At 60.2% G+C, this 14,323-nt stretch carries 16 protein-coding genes, 1 tRNA gene and 2 pseudogenes; 10 read left to right on the forward strand and 9 right to left on the reverse strand.

The window, feature by feature from the left end:
• Positions 1-195: pyridoxal-phosphate dependent enzyme (locus ACXJKO_RS23790; RefSeq protein WP_457093553.1), on the reverse strand; the 195-nt coding region annotated here is incomplete at its 3' end.
• Positions 196-380: 185 nt separating this feature from the next.
• Here ACXJKO_RS23790 and ACXJKO_RS23795 point away from each other — a divergent pair.
• Both ACXJKO_RS23795 and ACXJKO_RS23800 read left to right on the forward strand, forming a co-directional pair.
• Positions 381-536, forward strand: a complete 156-nt coding sequence (locus ACXJKO_RS23795) for a DUF1127 domain-containing protein (protein ID WP_457093554.1) — start codon at positions 381-383, stop codon at positions 534-536.
• A 384-nt stretch (positions 537-920) separates the two neighbouring features.
• Entirely contained in the window at positions 921-1,325 is a 405-nt protein-coding gene (locus ACXJKO_RS23800; RefSeq protein ID WP_457093568.1) for an SET domain-containing protein, read from the forward strand.
• Positions 1,326-1,497: 172 nt separating this feature from the next.
• Here ACXJKO_RS23800 and ACXJKO_RS23805 read toward each other — a convergent pair.
• A pseudogene (locus ACXJKO_RS23805) lies at positions 1,498-1,704 on the reverse strand (integrase core domain-containing protein); the annotation flags it as partial.
• Positions 1,705-1,715: 11 nt separating this feature from the next.
• Between ACXJKO_RS23805 and ACXJKO_RS23810 the strand changes: the two are divergent.
• Positions 1,716-2,234 carry a flavodoxin family protein gene (locus tag ACXJKO_RS23810; RefSeq protein ID WP_457093555.1) on the forward strand — a complete coding sequence of 173 codons (519 nt, stop codon included), beginning with the start codon at positions 1,716-1,718 and terminating at the stop codon, positions 2,232-2,234.
• Positions 2,235-2,298: 64 nt separating this feature from the next.
• Here ACXJKO_RS23810 and ACXJKO_RS23815 read toward each other — a convergent pair whose 3' ends face one another.
• The 3 genes from ACXJKO_RS23815 to ACXJKO_RS23825 form a co-directional block, all read right to left on the reverse strand.
• Positions 2,299-2,532, reverse strand: a complete 234-nt coding sequence (locus tag ACXJKO_RS23815) for a hypothetical protein (RefSeq protein WP_457093556.1) — start codon at positions 2,530-2,532, stop codon at positions 2,299-2,301.
• 147 nt (positions 2,533-2,679) lie between these two features.
• Positions 2,680-3,375 carry a hypothetical protein gene (locus tag ACXJKO_RS23820; RefSeq protein ID WP_457093557.1) on the reverse strand — a complete coding sequence of 232 codons (696 nt, stop codon included), beginning with the start codon at positions 3,373-3,375 and terminating at the stop codon, positions 2,680-2,682.
• A 258-nt stretch (positions 3,376-3,633) separates the two neighbouring features.
• Positions 3,634-3,765, reverse strand: coding sequence for a hypothetical protein (locus ACXJKO_RS23825; protein ID WP_457093558.1), 132 nt, complete (start codon positions 3,763-3,765; stop codon positions 3,634-3,636).
• A 735-nt stretch (positions 3,766-4,500) separates the two neighbouring features.
• Here ACXJKO_RS23825 and ACXJKO_RS23830 point away from each other — a divergent pair.
• Together ACXJKO_RS23830 and ACXJKO_RS23835 are read left to right on the forward strand one after the other, a co-directional pair.
• Complete coding sequence (locus ACXJKO_RS23830; protein WP_457093559.1) at positions 4,501-4,905, forward strand: SET domain-containing protein; 405 nt, start codon at positions 4,501-4,503, stop codon at positions 4,903-4,905.
• A gap of 279 nt (positions 4,906-5,184) precedes the next feature.
• Entirely contained in the window at positions 5,185-5,394 is a 210-nt protein-coding gene (locus ACXJKO_RS23835; RefSeq protein ID WP_457093560.1) for a cold-shock protein, read from the forward strand.
• Between the two features lie 312 nt (positions 5,395-5,706).
• Here the strand turns inward: ACXJKO_RS23835 and ACXJKO_RS23840 are convergent, their stop codons facing one another.
• Positions 5,707-6,009 carry a PilZ domain-containing protein gene (locus ACXJKO_RS23840; RefSeq protein ID WP_457093561.1) on the reverse strand — a complete coding sequence of 101 codons (303 nt, stop codon included), beginning with the start codon at positions 6,007-6,009 and terminating at the stop codon, positions 5,707-5,709.
• Between the two features lie 550 nt (positions 6,010-6,559).
• Between ACXJKO_RS23840 and ACXJKO_RS23845 the strand changes: the two genes are divergently transcribed.
• From ACXJKO_RS23845 to nadC, 5 genes are all read left to right on the forward strand, one after another.
• Positions 6,560-6,636, forward strand: a tRNA-Pro gene (locus tag ACXJKO_RS23845).
• 175 nt (positions 6,637-6,811) lie between these two features.
• Positions 6,812-7,792, forward strand: a complete 981-nt coding sequence (locus ACXJKO_RS23850; RefSeq protein ID WP_457093562.1) for an NUDIX hydrolase — start codon at positions 6,812-6,814, stop codon at positions 7,790-7,792.
• A gap of 160 nt (positions 7,793-7,952) precedes the next feature.
• Positions 7,953-8,951, forward strand: coding sequence for a quinolinate synthase NadA (gene nadA / locus ACXJKO_RS23855; protein ID WP_457093563.1), 999 nt, complete (start codon positions 7,953-7,955; stop codon positions 8,949-8,951).
• Positions 8,952-8,960: 9 nt separating this feature from the next.
• Positions 8,961-10,565 carry an L-aspartate oxidase gene (locus tag ACXJKO_RS23860; RefSeq protein WP_457093564.1) on the forward strand — a complete coding sequence of 535 codons (1,605 nt, stop codon included), beginning with the start codon at positions 8,961-8,963 and terminating at the stop codon, positions 10,563-10,565.
• On the forward strand, positions 10,562-11,437 hold the full coding sequence (gene nadC, locus ACXJKO_RS23865; RefSeq protein WP_457093565.1) for a carboxylating nicotinate-nucleotide diphosphorylase: 876 nt from the start codon (positions 10,562-10,564) through the stop codon (positions 11,435-11,437). The genes ACXJKO_RS23860 and nadC overlap by 4 nt, the downstream gene beginning before the upstream one ends.
• Before the next feature lie 206 nt (positions 11,438-11,643).
• Here nadC and ACXJKO_RS23870 read toward each other — a convergent pair whose 3' ends face one another.
• The 3 genes and pseudogenes from ACXJKO_RS23870 to ACXJKO_RS23880 form a co-directional block, all read right to left on the reverse strand.
• On the reverse strand, positions 11,644-11,910 hold the full coding sequence (locus tag ACXJKO_RS23870) for a hypothetical protein (RefSeq protein ID WP_457093566.1): 267 nt from the start codon (positions 11,908-11,910) through the stop codon (positions 11,644-11,646).
• Complete coding sequence (locus ACXJKO_RS23875) at positions 11,907-12,116, reverse strand: hypothetical protein (protein ID WP_457093567.1); 210 nt, start codon at positions 12,114-12,116, stop codon at positions 11,907-11,909. Before ACXJKO_RS23875 ends, ACXJKO_RS23870 begins: the two co-directional genes overlap by 4 nt.
• Before the next feature lie 710 nt (positions 12,117-12,826).
• A pseudogene (locus tag ACXJKO_RS23880) lies at positions 12,827-13,840 on the reverse strand (IS110 family RNA-guided transposase).
• Positions 13,841-14,323: the final 483 nt, after the last annotated feature.

Genomic DNA, 14,323 nt, shown 5'->3' on the forward strand with positions numbered 1-14,323 from the left:
TCGCTCGCGTGGGAGCCCCACCATCTTGTTGTAAGCGCCGCGCAGCTTGAACGAAAATACCGGCTGCAAATCTTCGCGCTTGACGCTAATGGGAGTGCCAAGGCGCTCCGAAAGGCGTGGCATCGGATCAAGTGGGCTTTCGATTGCTACATCATAGACCCGAGCGGAAAGGATCTTTCGGATGTAGTCGTGCATGTCGGGTACGCTCCTGTGACTTGAATGCCGTTGTTGTGCACCATCACCCCAAAGCGCTATGCTACTAAAGCATAACTGACCTTCCGGTTGGTAGCTCCTCAAGCCGGCTTTGCACGCCTATATGCCCTTTGCATCAAGAGCGAGAACCGCTGGTCGTGGTGACCAGCCCCCTGCTGGGAAACTCCATGTTTGTTACCTACATCCTGTCAAAAATCCGTGCTTACAAGCTATATCGTGAGACTGTAYGGGAGCTGGCGCAGCTTTCCGACCGCGAGCTGGCCGATCTTGGAATCTCACGCTTCCAGATTGCCAATGTCGCACGTCAGGCTGCATTCGCCTAGCAAGCCGTCACAGATCCCGACCAAGCATTCTCGCCCGCTCTCTGGCGGGCGTTTGCTTGTCTTATCGGCAGGTCACTGCGCTGCGGTTGAGCCCGTCCGATGCTGAGGTGCTTCGACTGGCTTCAACATTATTGAATGTGATCGCCCGTCTACGAAATCATAGACACTTTGCCGTTTCGATGTCTGGGGTGTCATGTGCAGGAGGAACCCGAGCTTCCAGACGCGGGTAGCGAGTCTTTATGCCAAATCCCGCTAACCGATGAGTTTGGCGATGAGCACCTCTTCCCGAAGTTGAGTATGCGGGCATAATCAGCGGCGGGGTGTTGGAAGAGCCAGCACCCTGCGCTTCAACGAGGGAGCCTTATCACCTTTATGGCAAACAGTATGTCAGAAAGCCCTTTCCGTGTCGGTCGCTCAGTAACTGGCCTCGGCCTGTTTGCGACAGACCTTATTGAGAAGGGTAAGTTTATCATTGAGTATGTTGGTCCCAAGATCACGAATGGGGAGGTGCAACGCCGCCGGAACGCGAGATACCTGTTCGAGGTCAATAGCCGCTGGACCATTGACGGTTCCCCTCGCTGGAACACAGCCCGGTATATCAATCACTCTTGCCGCCCGAACGCCAAAGCTGTGGTCTCTCGCGGGCGCATTCGCATCATGGCGACGAGGCGCATCAAACCGGGCGATGAGATTACTTACAGCTACGGTAAGGACTACTTTGAAACGTTCATTAGACCGTGGGGCTGCAAGTGCCTCGCCTGCAGAACAATCCAACCAAAACAGTTGTAGGCATCAAACACTCGGCGACACATTCTACCCAGGGCGTGCGTTCCTACTTTGCAGGATCAGGACATTCTAACTTTGCAGCTACAATCAAAGGTTCGGTAACAAAGATTTTAGCAAGTGTCGTTACCCCCGAAAGATTGGACAGGATCATCCTGGTTGATGTGAGGCGATGAACTCATCGCCGTGAACGATAACCGAGCGCCTTGTGCGGGTGAAGGCTGTTGTGGTGCTCGAACCATACCGGCAGGCTTTCCAGCACAGTTCTCGCATTTGGGAACGGGTTGACCCTGGCGTCATCGCTCTTGATCGTGTGCACGAAAGCTTCGGCCATGCTATTACTCTGTGGGCTCTGCACCGACGTGGTCCCCATCGTCAGGCCCAGGATCTCAGCTGATGACCAACCCGCTGCACGCAGACCCGATGAAGACGCTTCTGATCGTGTATCATTCCAACACTGGAGGCACCCGTCAGATGGTGGAGGCCGCGGCCCGTGGTGCAGCATCAGAGCCGACGGTGCGCGTGCGCCTGCTCCCGGCGCCGGCTGCTCAGGCAGCGGATCTCTTCGAGGCGGACGGCTATCTCTTTGGCACACCCGAGAATCTAGCGGCCATGGCCGGCCTGATGAAAGACTTCTTTGATCGGACCTACTATCCGGCCCTTGATCGGATCAGCGGGCGCCCCTACGCGACAATGATCTGCGCCGGCAGTGACGGCGACAACGCCGCGCGTCAGGTGGAGCGCATCGGGACGGGGTGGCGGCTCAAAGCGATCGCTGATCCGCTGATCGTCTGCACCCATGCGCAGACTGACGAAGCGATCCTGGCTCCCAAGGTCATCAGCCCAGACGATCTGATGCACTGCGAGGAGCTTGGGATAGCTCTCGCGACAGGGATGAGTATGGGGGTGTTCTAGCGGGTCCGAAGTCGGTACCAGTCGGTGCAGATATGCCCGTGAAGAGGAGCTGTTTGGCTGACCCCTAATGTGTGGCGTTGGAGCCGCCGTCGATCGCGCCGCCCTTTTCCAAGAAGATGTGCCCGAAGGCCGAGAGCGCATGCGCCATCAAGCTGGATCGGTCGCTCTCGGGGGCGAGCAGGATCAGATCGGTGAGGCTCTCGACCATCATGGATGCCATCTCGGCGAGGTCGGTGTCCCCGCGCTCAAAGTGCTGTTGCACGAGTTGATTGATGTCACAGTGCAAACAGTCGGACATCTCATTTCCCTCTCTGGCAGCGGGTCTGACATCGCTTGCGCACCGCGCCCCTGTAGCAAGGCTTTGAGGAGCTGTCTAACCAGGATCTAGGGTGCGAACGGGCGGCCATGATAAGAAGGCTGAACCAACTATCGGAAGTGCCACGATCTATCCGCCGTGCCGCGGCTGCAGCGAGCGGGCCAGCTCGCGGATGACCGCATCCTCAATGCCGAGGTCATCGACCTCCTCGTCCGCCTCGGTTTCCAGCCCCGGGACATGCCTCTCCAGGCGCCGAGAGGCATCAGCCGCCGGTGCATCCGGCTCTGCGCCTTGCCCTGGCAGTGGCCAGGTGGTGAACCGGTCCTCCAGCAGATCGAGTAGGCTGTTGAGAGCCGCATTTGAGACATCCAGCTCCGAGGCATCTGGTTGGCCATCCAGCGCCAGGCGTCGACGCTGGTAGGCGGGCTTAGCGCTGACGTCCGGGCCGAACCAGGGCAGTAGAGGCAAGTTCTGCCCGTTCTCGGGTGTACTGGCGACTACGACCAGATCGAGCGGGCCGGGCCTGACGAAGTGAAGGGCCTGGATTTCGTGCGAGCCGATAGAGAGCCGGGTACGTACGTACTCCACCTGACCTTGGCTGACCGCGAGCAGGGCTTGGCCATGGGCCAGAGGCAGGATAGTCGGCTCCTCGGCCCCTGCGCCCTTTCCCACCTCCAGGATCAGGCTGCTGCGGGTTTCCTCGATCCGCACGAAGGTGCTGCGCTGAGGCTGGTCGGGGAAATACCCCTCGATCACGCGCTCGCCGCTCCTCTCCATCCGGAGCAGGCGCGCCACAGACGGGGCGATGATGAATAGGCGCAGCATCGGCAAGCGGTCGGGCCTCTCTCATAGACTGGCGACGGGCGTCTGCCCTGCCCTCAACCTAGGGCACAACCTTAGAAAGCGAAAGTTTCTTCAGGCGGCTCTCGAAACTCGCGGCAAAGAGCACTGCCCCGCCTTGCAGGACGCTTGAGTTCCAGAGAGGACGGATCCCCAGCCGCTCCATCATGGACCGGACCAGAATGCCCGAAGGATGAGGTTCTGGCCGCGGCGAAAAGAGCATAGGCGCCGGAAGATGCGCCCTCAGATGCTGGCCAGCAGCAAACTCATGCCGATCAAGGTAGCAAGAGAGGCGACAAAGCAAATGGCGGCCCATGTGAACGTTGGCGCGGGCGCAGGAGAAAAATCAAGCGCTGCGACTTCTGTCTGACGCATGGTGAAGACCTTCAGGAAATCAGCTGGTTCTGGAAAGGCGCCGAAAGGGCGAGTACTCGCGCCGTTTGGTGGGAGTTCATCTGTCCGATTTTCACTCTGATGTCTGTAGCCAGCGGGACACACGGCTGGCCTTGATCCGGCTCATTGTCGGTAGTCTTGTCTCATCGGCGGCAACATCGGGAGCAGAAACAACCTGGCCCCAGACATGAGCATGGTTCTGCATGCCTTCCAGTGGGTGACAGCGCCAAGAGCCAGGAGCTGGACGAGGCGCGCCTAATCCTCCGTCGCATCAGTCTGCTTGGCTGACGCTGATCCTTTTGCGTGGTTTGCATGTGTCGGAATACGGCTTAGTCACAGGCACGGATGGACCGGCGGGTTTTTCGATTTCATTTTCCGACTGCCCGCTCGGCTCGAAGCTTCTCGACATCGCGGTAACTGAGGGTGACGCGCAGATAGAGCCAGATGGTGTACCGGATGATCTCCGGCAGAAACTGGGTAACGGCGGTATGAAATGGCCTGCAATCCCCTACTCGACCGCGCCTCAATCGACCCCGTCAGCTGCTCCCGTGACAACGCCGTCACCGCTGCTGAGGTCGGGCACAAATGTGTCGATTTCCAGCTCCTTGATGCAATCACGTGTGGCGCAGGAGCCCGTGATAGGGCACGTGAACACAATGAGTTCAGGGGCGTTTCTGGTTTCCCGACGCTTGAACGAGTTGGAGAGTGTTCAGTCCTATGAGAGCCAAAGTGTCAGAACAGCCCTTTCGGGTCGGGCGATCCGAGACTGGCCTGGGCCTTTTTGCGACCGACGTCATCGAGAGGGGTACGTTGACCATCGAGTATCTCGGCCCGCGCCTCTCGAATGAGGAAGTGCAGCGCTGTCGAAGTACGCGTTACATGTTTGAACTTAACAGCCGCTGGACCATCGATGGATCACCGCGCTGGAATACCGCCCGCTACATCAATCATTCCTGCCGGCCGAACACTGAGGCTGTGGTGTCGCAGGGGCGGATCCGCATCAAGGCGATCAAGCGCATCAGGCCGGATGACGAGATCACCTATAACTATTGTGAAAACTACTTTGAGGCATTCATCAAGCCAATTGGCTGCAAGTGCCTGGCCTGCAGGAGGCTGCGATAGGCAAATGAAGGCTTCAGGTCGTCTATGCTCAGCGGCCTTGAATATCTCGCACCCCCGATATTCTGGCTTTGCGCCTTCACGAAATGCGAATTTCGTTCACCATCATTTATGGAACTAGCTGTAGTTTACGAACGGCAAAAGGACATCCTTGTATCCTTCCAAGCTGTAAACCTCGCGCCGGGGCTGGCTTGATTGGTGGCGTCGGCTGGATAAACTGATCGATGTTAGGAAAGCTGCAGGTCGTGCGGCGAGCGACAGTAAGATAAAGGGAAGAATTTCGTGGCGACAGGAACTGTAAAATGGTTCAACGAACAGAAGGGCTATGGCTTCATTCAGCCGGATACCGGCGGCAAGGATGTGTTCGTGCATATCAGCGCTGTGGAGCGCTCTGGCTTGCGGAGCCTCGCCGAAGGGCAAAAGATCTCCTATGAAGTTCAGGAAGACCGCCGCACCGGCAAAGAATCGGCCGTTGATCTGAAGACGGCCTGAACCCACGGCAGCAACGAACGGCTGGATCTCAGGCCGCTCTGATCGGAGCGGCCTTTTCATTTGAGAGCGCGCGCAGCCCTCCTATTCATCAGACCCAGATGATGCTAATCGCTGTCAACTTCTAGCGTAGGACGGGGATGTAACGCATCCGCTTTGGGATATGAGATCGGCCTTAAGAGCACCCACTGATGCGGCTGGGCATTCTTTCGTTGTGACCCGCCCCCAGTTTCAATCTCGTTGCCATCGATCTCGACCAGCGCCTGGTGATCGGTGCCGGCCCCAATCACCGGCCCGACAGGCAGTCTTCTGCTCCTAGGCTGCGGCCCGCAGAGGGTCCGTCCAGGCTTTGACCTCTTCCATAAACATGACGCCGTGGTTGGCCCCTTGGCTCCACATCAAGCGCGACCGAACCTTCAGATCTCGGCTGGGGATCTCCAGTTCAAACTCAGAAGGCAACAGAGATGGATCCGCAAAATAGAGCCGGGCTCCGGTATCTGAGAGATCCCGCACAACGCACTCCATGGGCTGCGACTGCCCGACGAATATGATCCGTCCCGCCAGAATAGTGCGCCAACGCTTGGCTGAACGACGCTCATCCATCACGCTTCCGTCCATCAACTTTCTATAAGTTGCGCCTTAAGGCATATGGCAGCGTGCCGCAAGATGGTTGAGGAAAATTTTCTCGTGTTGCAATCAGTCGGATGTGGGAAACGAGAGAGAAATGTCATCCTGAGCCCCCGCAATCAGAGACCTACATATCCATGCTTCCGCATCGCCTTTGCTATGGCCGTCGGCGCAGGGGCCCACTGGAAGAAAATCGTTCAAAGGGCAGACGCCGGTAAGCTTTGATATTATTGGTGAGCGCGCTGGAACCGCCGGGGGAGCAGGGGCCATGAGGGATTTATTTCAATGAATCGTGATTTTGATTCAAGCGATGCAGGCGATCGTCAACCAACAGGCCTGCTCGACGGATCGCTAAATCAGCCTCGTCAGCGGCAACGGCGCACTACGCGGAAGCGAACCGGTCTGAACGGTTGCTTCTGTTCACGTCCTTCTTCCGACTACCTTCTGAACTTTCCTAGAGACGGAAGAACAGCGGTTCCTGCTGACCCGATGTCAGTTTGCATTTTGCATGGTACTGAGTAGTGTCGATTTCTGGCATGTACGGGGTGTAGCGCAGTCTGGTAGCGCATCTGCTTTGGGAGCAGAGGGTCGCGGGTTCAAATCCTGCCACCCCGACCAGCATCCCAGAGGTCAACTCAAGCGGATTGGGTAGGATCCTCACCTCCTCAATGGGATCCGGTGGGGCTGAATCCAGCGATTCCTATGTGAACTGCCCATCCAAAGTGCGTCTCGACGCGCAGAGCTGGCAATTCTATCGTGATGCCAATCTGTTCCTGCGCTCTTCTGAGTACCCATGACACTCCTTCCCTCCTCTAGACGATCGAAGACCCGCCCGCAGCGCCAAACAGCACCCACGGTCGACCTCAGCGCCGTCATCATGGCCGCGACACCCGACGAGCCACGGGTTCTCACCATTCGGGCTGATCAGCTCGACGGCTTGCCGTCCGGGCCGTTGCGATCCGAGCACCGGACTCTGGAGGCAGGACTGCGCACTTGGGTGGCTGAACAGACCCAGCTGACCTTGGGCTATGTCGARCAACTCTACACCTTCGGCGATCGTGATCGCACCAAAGCGGATGTGCCGGGAGCTGAGCATGCCCTGTCGATCGCCTATCTCGCCCTTGTTCAGGAGGCCCGTCCTGCCGGACTGACGCGTGCGACGTGGCGGAACTGGTATGCTTATCTGCCGTGGGAAGACTGGCGCGACGGCCGGCCCAAGGCACTTACGGTCATTGAGCCTGCCCTGAAGGCGTGGGTCCGCGCAGGCGGCAAACCCCTGAGATGGTTCCGCGAGGAGCGCATCGAACTCACATTCGGCTTTGCATCCAGCACTTGGACCGATGAGCGGGTGCTGGAGCGCTACGAGCTTCTTTTTGAGGCCGGTCTCGTGCCCGAGGCCCTCCGGGATGCACAGGCGCCAGTGTCATCCAAGATCAGGCTGGTTCCCGGCCAGCCGATGGCGCTCGACCACCGGCGCATCCTGGCCACGGCCATCGGCCGCCTGCGGGGCAAGATCAAGTACCGGCCTGTGATCTTCGAGCTGATGCCCGCCTCCTTCACCCTGCTCGATCTCCAGAAGACGGTGGAGGCCCTATCGGGGGTGCGCCTCCACAAGCAGAACTTCCGCCGCCTGGTGGAGATGCAGGGTCTGGTCGAGGAGACCGGAGAGATCACAACCGAGACAGGTGGGCGCCCGGCCCGACTGGTGCGCTTCCGGCGCGAGGTGCTGGTCGAGCGACCAGCGCCCGGCGTGCGGCTGCCTCGCCTCAGGTAAATCACTGTCCCACCAGATTGCGGGTTGACGCAAACTTATACTCGCGGCTAGCATAAGTCATACGCCGGCTATGCAGCCGGCATTCTTTCGCGTTGGTAATGCTCATTAAGAGGATTACTGCGACCCGCTCATGCTCTCTCTCTGAGCATAGGAGGCTGCTATGTCTGCTGTTGCTCCGATGGTGTCTGCGTCCCTGCCCCTGCCCGAGCTCTATGCCCGCGTCCGGCATCACGTTCCAGCCATGGAATGGCCCGGGTTCGCCCAAGACATCGAGGCCATCCTCGCGCTCAAGCGTCAGCACAATGCCGTCATCCTGGCGCACAACTATCAGACGCCTGAGATCTTTCACACGGTGGCTGATATCGTGGGAGATAGCCTGGCTCTGGCGCGTGAAGCCGTGAACACGGATGCTGATGTGATCGTGCTGGCCGGCGTGCACTTCATGGCCGAGACCGCCAAACTCCTCAATCCGGGCAAGACAGTGCTCATTCCTGATGCTCAGGCCGGCTGTTCCCTGGCCGAGTCCATTACGGCCGAAGACGTGCGCCAGCTGCGGGCCCGCTATCCGGGCGTTCCCGTGGTCACCTATGTCAACACCTCCGCCGCCGTGAAAGCCGAGTCGGACATCTGCTGCACCTCGGGCAATGCCAAGAAGGTCATCGAGTCCCTTGGCATCGACCGTGTGATCATGCTGCCGGACGAGTTTCTGGCGCAGAATACAGCCGCTCAGGTGCCGGGCATCGAAATCATCACCTGGGCCGGTCACTGCGAAGTGCATGAGCGTTTCACCGCCGAGGATATCCGCGAGGTGCGTGAGAGCTACCCGGACGTGGTGGTTCTGGCTCACCCTGAAGCGCCGCCCGAGGTGGTGGCGGAGGCCGACTTCGCCGGGTCAACCGCGGGGATGGTGGACTACGTCGCAGAGAAACGCCCGGCTCGTGTGGCCCTTGTGACCGAGTGCTCGATGAGCGACAACGTGGCGGCTCTTTATCCCGAGGTCGAGTTCGTGCGGCCCTGCAACCTATGCCCGCACATGAAGCGCATCACCCTGCCCAAGATCCGGCAGGCTCTCGAGCAGCGCCAGTACGAGGTCACTATCGATCCGGCGGTGGCCGAGCGGGCGCGGTTGGCTGTCGAACGCATGCTCGCCGTTCGTTGAAGGCTTATCATGATCACACACCATCCGCTGGACCGTATCGTGGTCGTGGGCGGCGGCATTGCGGGGCTGGCGACGGCCCTGCACCTGGCGCCGCTGCCCGTGACCTTGCTTGTAGCGTCTCCTCTCGGACAGGAAGCCTCCACGCCGTTGGCGCAAGGTGGCATTGCCGCAGCTCTCGGGGCCGATGACCACCCCGCCCTGCACGCAGGCGACACTCTTCAGGCAGGCGCTGGCCTCAGCGATCCTAATGTCGCCGCTCGTGTGGCAGCCGCTGCCCCTTCGTGCATTGCGTGGTTGGTGGCGCAAGGTACAGCCTTCGATCGGATCGGGCCTGCTGAGGAATTAAACCTGGGCCTGGAGGCTGCGCATTCGCGCCGGCGGATCGTCCATGCGGATGGAGACAGAACCGGCAAACGTGTTCTGGAGACACTCCTCCAAGCCCTCAGAAACGCTCCCTCGATTCAGATCCTGGAGAACCATCGCGTCACGGATCTGATGCTGGACGCGCATGGTGCAGTGACAGGCGTGTTCTGCCTCCGTGCAACAGGGGAAGGGAGCGATGGCGAGTCTATTCTTATCCCTGGACGAGCCGTGGTGCTGGCGACAGGCGGAATCGGAGGACTGTACGCCCACACCACCAATCCCCTGAGCGCACAGGGCAGCGGGCTGGCGCTGGCCGCCCGTGCGGGCGCGGTCCTGCGTGATCTTGAGTTCGTTCAGTTCCATCCCACGGCGATTGCAGCGGGCCTCGATCCGATGCCGCTGGCCACTGAAGCCCTGCGCGGTGAAGGGGCGGCGCTCATCAATGGCCACGGCGAGCGCTTCATGCAAGACACCCCCGGGGCGGAGCTGGCGCCGCGTGACGTGGTGGCCCGGGCGATCTTTGCCCAGATCTCTGCAGGCGAACGTGTTTTTCTCGACACGCGTCACGTGCTTGGCGAACGGATCGCCAGGAAGTTCCCGGGCGTGACGGCTCTATGCCGGGCTGCTGGCGTCGATCCGGTTCGCACGCCGATCCCCGTGCGTCCGGCTGCTCATTATCACATGGGTGGGATCAAAGTAGACGGTCAGGGACGCAGCTCGGTCGAGGGGCTCTGGGCCTGCGGTGAGGTATCCTCGACCGGCCTGCATGGGGCGAACCGCCTGGCGAGCAACTCGCTGCTTGAGGCGCTGGCCTACGCCGCCTGGATTGCTGATGACATCAAGGGACGAGCGCTCCGGTCGCTGACGGGCCAAGCCCCCTCACCTCCTCGTGTTGCGCATCGAGTGCATCGCTCGGGTGATCGGCAGATCCTGCATCGGCTGCAGATCCGGTCGGTCATGGATCGGCACGTTGGCGTGCTTCGTGACAAGGCTGGATTGACGGATACGATCCGTCACCTTCGTGCACTGGCTCACGAGATGCATTTAACAGGTGAGCGCGATGCCGCATTGGTCAGTCTGATGATTGCTGCCTCAGCATATAGCCGACCGGAAAGCCGGGGTGCTCACCAGCGGGTCGACCATCCTGCCCGCATGTCCGAACGGCATACCGAGATCTCCCTCGATCAGGCACTGCGCATCGCAGCGGAGGTCGACAACGAGGCAGCGACACCGTCCAGGAGAGTTGCATGAAACCGATCACCCCGACACAAGGCGCTCTCGCTGCGCTCCCGCACTTGTTGGTAGAACCCATTGTGCGAGCCGCGCTGATCGAGGATCTGGGACGGACTGGTGATATCACTTCTGATGCTGTTATTCCCGCCGATGCCAGTGCGCGTGGGGCTATTGTGGCCCGCGAGCCAGGGATCGTTGCAGGCATCGATGCAGCGCGCCTGGCTTTTACCCTGATGGACCCTGCCGTCGCAGTGGCCATCGATCGCCCTGATGGCCGCCGGATTGACCGCGGGCAAGCGGTCCTGTGGGTGGAAGGCCCGGCGCGGAGCATCCTCTCGGCGGAACGTGTGGCTCTCAATCTGCTCTGTCGGCTGTCTGGGATTGCAACGGCAACAGCGGCCCTCGTCGATGCGGTCCGGCCTCATGGACATGCGCGAATTGTCTGCACGCGCAAGACGACACCGGGACTGCGCGCGCTTGAAAAGCACGCCGTCCGAGCCGGCGGAGGCGCCAACCATCGCTTCGGGCTCGATGACGCTGTTCTGATCAAGGACAACCACATCGCTATTGCCGGAGGTGTCAGGCCGGCGTTAGAGCGGGCCCGTGCAGCTGTCAGCCACCTCGTCAAGATTGAGATCGAGGTGGATACTCTCGATCAGCTGGATGAAGTGCTGGAGGTCGGCGCCGACGCGATCCTGCTCGATAACATGAGCCCTGACACTCTCTCAGAGGCTGTGAGGCGGGTGAACCGGCGAGCCATCACGGAAGCCTCTGGCCGGGTGACAGTTGCAACAGCACCTGCGATTGCAGCGTCAGGCGTGGATCTGATCTCCGTCGGCTGGATCACGCATAGCGCGCCCATCCTCGATCTCGGTCTGGATGTCGCCTGAGACAAAGGGCTCGATAGGTTTGATCCACTTGGAATTTGTAAGGCCGTATCCTTCAGCGGATTATCAAACAGGCGTTGAGTAGGGACTGCACGTCACTGTGGCCGAGGCTTCTTTCGCGTTCTAACTGGTCGCGGACGCGCTGCTCAGGGTCTTGGCGTCGGGCCGGCCATCGCCGTGCTTGAAGTGATCCCAGTGTGATTGCATGGTCAAGTGCGACGGGCCACCAGACTTTTCCCGAAGGTGCTTTTGACATCTGGTTCGCCGAGCCAAGCGCACAGTTCTTCCAGAGTGGGGAAGGTATGTTCGATCTGTTTGAAAGGAGCTGGCCTCTTGCCCTGGGGTAGATCGTCGAGCAGCTCCGCTGTCCAAGTGTAAGGTGGCCGTGACGCATTTCTCACGATGCTTGCCATCACCTCTCCGTTCAGCAGGAGGTCATAGGAGCCTGGTGCGAGCTGGATGAGGCTGTAGGTCATACTAGATCCGCCGAAGCGAGCCGCGCCTCGATCCATTCTTTGGCTTTAACAACGACTGACTCGCGATCTGGGCCCATGATCAGGGTCGGGCGCTGCTTGGGCCGGGCCACGAAGGCCATCCAGTCCAAGCCGCTCGGGCTGAGGCGGATCTGATAGCCCATGTGCTCGACGAGTTCAGTTTCGGGGCGGTGGTTGGGATCAGTCATGGCTATGATATCAGGTCTTGGTTTTTACGCGGCCTAACCCAGAGGGGTATGTCAGTCTTGTGCTTCGATGGAACACTTAGTGGTGGGCCTGGTCCGATACACTCGCTCCCCACACACGCCTAAGCCGTTGTTCGTCCTCGACTCCGGTTTTTAGAGAGCTCCATGTGAAGAAGGACGTATTTGCATTCGAACTTGCCCAAATCTGCGGGAACCATTGCTAAATGCCTATCAGAAGGATTCAAATAGCGAATTCTAAGCGAGGGAGTGCTTGCTCCAAGATGCTATGCCCTACGCGAGGCGCCTCACACGAGGCACACGGCTGATTGCCCCTGCTCGTCACAGTGTGGTCCCCTGTCAGGCGAAGGATGGCTTGGTTTGCTCCATTCCGAAGATCCCCTGCCCTTCAGGAATGTCTGCTTAGGCGGGGCGAGCAGACCAAAGCGCTTCTTCAGCTTTGTGCCGATTTTGTTCTCTAATGGGTCAAGGGGCAACTCTCCAATCCTGAGCGGTATTGCGATCCCAAAGGGTTTCTGCGTTCTCTACGTGCTCCAGGGCACTTGATGGGGTCAGATGGAGTGGAGCGACTTGGTTGAAACCGCAGTCGGCCCTTCTCTCAGGCCGCACGCGACAAAATCGGCGTCGTCTTCCACACCCTCCCTCGGGCGGCGCTCCGCTCGGGAGCTCGTCTCGACCTGTTTCCGTTGCTCCTCTCAGGCTGCCTGGAAGGTGGTGCCGTGCCGGAGCATGGCATGCATGATGAGTGCCAGCCGGCGGGCGAGCGCCACGCGGGCCTTCCTCATGGTCGAGCGCCGGGCAATGCCGAGCGCCCATTCCTTGAGAGCCAGGGCGCCGCGGTAGCGCGTCAGCATTACGTTGGCGGCCTCGTACAACAGGGTTCGCACCCGCCGGTCGCCGCACTTGGAGATGCTGCCGACATAGTCGATCTCGCCCGACTGGAAGCGCCGCGGCACGAGGCCGAGATAGGCCCCCACATCCCGCGATCGGCGGAAGCGCTCCGGTGCATCGATGGTGGCGACAAAGGCCAGCGCGGTCAGTTGACCACACCCGGGATGGTCATCAGCCGCTGGCAGGCCTGTGACGAACGGGCTAGCAGCCGCATGTCACGGTCGATCGCCACGACTGCTTCCAGAACGGCCTTGCGGGCGGCGAGCAGGCCCTGCATGGCACCGGACAGGCCTGCGATCCCCTGGCCGGCTTGGATCACCTGCTCGGTAAAGCGCGGGCTCAACCCGCGCGGCAAGCGGACTCCGAACACGACAGCCAGGCCACGGATCTGGCTCTCCAGGGTGACGCGCTGACCGACCAGCTTCTTGCGGGCGATGATCAGGGCACGCACCGCATGAGCGGGCAGCGACTTGACGTGGACGGGCTTGAAGAAGCCGGAGCGGCTGGAGGTGGGCCAGCCCGCGAGCATCGTTGCGATCGGTCTTGTGCGTCGCGAGAGATTTGAGTGCCTGGTAGGCCTGCCGGCTCTCGATGCAGATCACCGGCAGCCCGAGGGCGGCAAGGCCATGGAAGAGCATCGGGGCCATGCGGCCGGTCTCGAGCACGATCCTCTCGCAGGCAGGTGCCGTCTCCAGCAYGGCGGCGATCGCTTCTGGGGTGCTGGAGGCTTTTGCCTCCAGAACGACAGCCCCGTCCCGCTCGACCACACAGATGTGGGTCTCAKTCATCGAGACATCYAAACCAGCGTAGTAGTTCATGGCTGCTCTCCTGTGCACGTGGCCAGCCGATGTTATCGGCATCCAGGGAGAGCCGCCCCATTACCCAATGTTGAAAAACTCCGCAAGTGCCGTTTTTCGGGCGGTCGACGTACAGGATGTTGGGCCTGATCTGGCACACAGACCCTAGTAATAGACCGCCGCACCAGCCCCCGGGAGTTTTTCAACAAAATCTGCCAGAAGCGGACATTCATGGGCCGGTCGTAAGCGGGCCTTTGTACCGGCCGCATAGTCATCAGCCGTCTAGGCCCGCATTCACTTATTGCAGAAGTTGAACATAGACCTCGAGCAATAGCCCTACGCTTTTTCGAGCGCATGGCTTAGGATCGCCGCATGGGCCTATTGACCTTCAGCATCAACGTCACCCTGGACGGCTGCGTCGACCATCAGGTGGGAATCGCTGACGACGAGACGCACGCGTTCTTCACCCGCCTTATGGACGAGGGCGGGGCGATGCTGTGGGGC

The organism is Microvirga sp. P5_D2 (assembly GCF_054049475.1).

Excerpts from the sequence above, each read along its gene's own strand:
- ACXJKO_RS23815 (WP_457093556.1), bottom strand. The coding sequence starts at position 2,532 with ATGTCCGACTGTTTGCACTGTGACATCAATCAACTCGTGCAACAGCAC.
- ACXJKO_RS23810 (WP_457093555.1), top strand. The coding sequence starts at position 1,716 with ATGACCAACCCGCTGCACGCAGACCCGATGAAGACGCTTCTGATCGTG.
- ACXJKO_RS23820 (WP_457093557.1), bottom strand. The coding sequence starts at position 3,375 with ATGCTGCGCCTATTCATCATCGCCCCGTCTGTGGCGCGCCTGCTCCGG.
- ACXJKO_RS23800 (WP_457093568.1), top strand. The coding sequence starts at position 921 with ATGTCAGAAAGCCCTTTCCGTGTCGGTCGCTCAGTAACTGGCCTCGGC.
- ACXJKO_RS23825 (WP_457093558.1), bottom strand. The coding sequence starts at position 3,765 with ATGCGTCAGACAGAAGTCGCAGCGCTTGATTTTTCTCCTGCGCCCGCG.
- ACXJKO_RS23830 (WP_457093559.1), top strand. The coding sequence starts at position 4,501 with ATGAGAGCCAAAGTGTCAGAACAGCCCTTTCGGGTCGGGCGATCCGAG.
- ACXJKO_RS23870 (WP_457093566.1), bottom strand. The coding sequence starts at position 11,910 with ATGACCTACAGCCTCATCCAGCTCGCACCAGGCTCCTATGACCTCCTG.
- nadC (WP_457093565.1), top strand. The coding sequence starts at position 10,562 with ATGAAACCGATCACCCCGACACAAGGCGCTCTCGCTGCGCTCCCGCAC.
- nadA (WP_457093563.1), top strand. The coding sequence starts at position 7,953 with ATGTCTGCTGTTGCTCCGATGGTGTCTGCGTCCCTGCCCCTGCCCGAG.
- ACXJKO_RS23860 (WP_457093564.1), top strand. The coding sequence starts at position 8,961 with ATGATCACACACCATCCGCTGGACCGTATCGTGGTCGTGGGCGGCGGC.
- ACXJKO_RS23840 (WP_457093561.1), bottom strand. The coding sequence starts at position 6,009 with ATGGACGGAAGCGTGATGGATGAGCGTCGTTCAGCCAAGCGTTGGCGC.
- ACXJKO_RS23875 (WP_457093567.1), bottom strand. The coding sequence starts at position 12,116 with ATGACTGATCCCAACCACCGCCCCGAAACTGAACTCGTCGAGCACATG.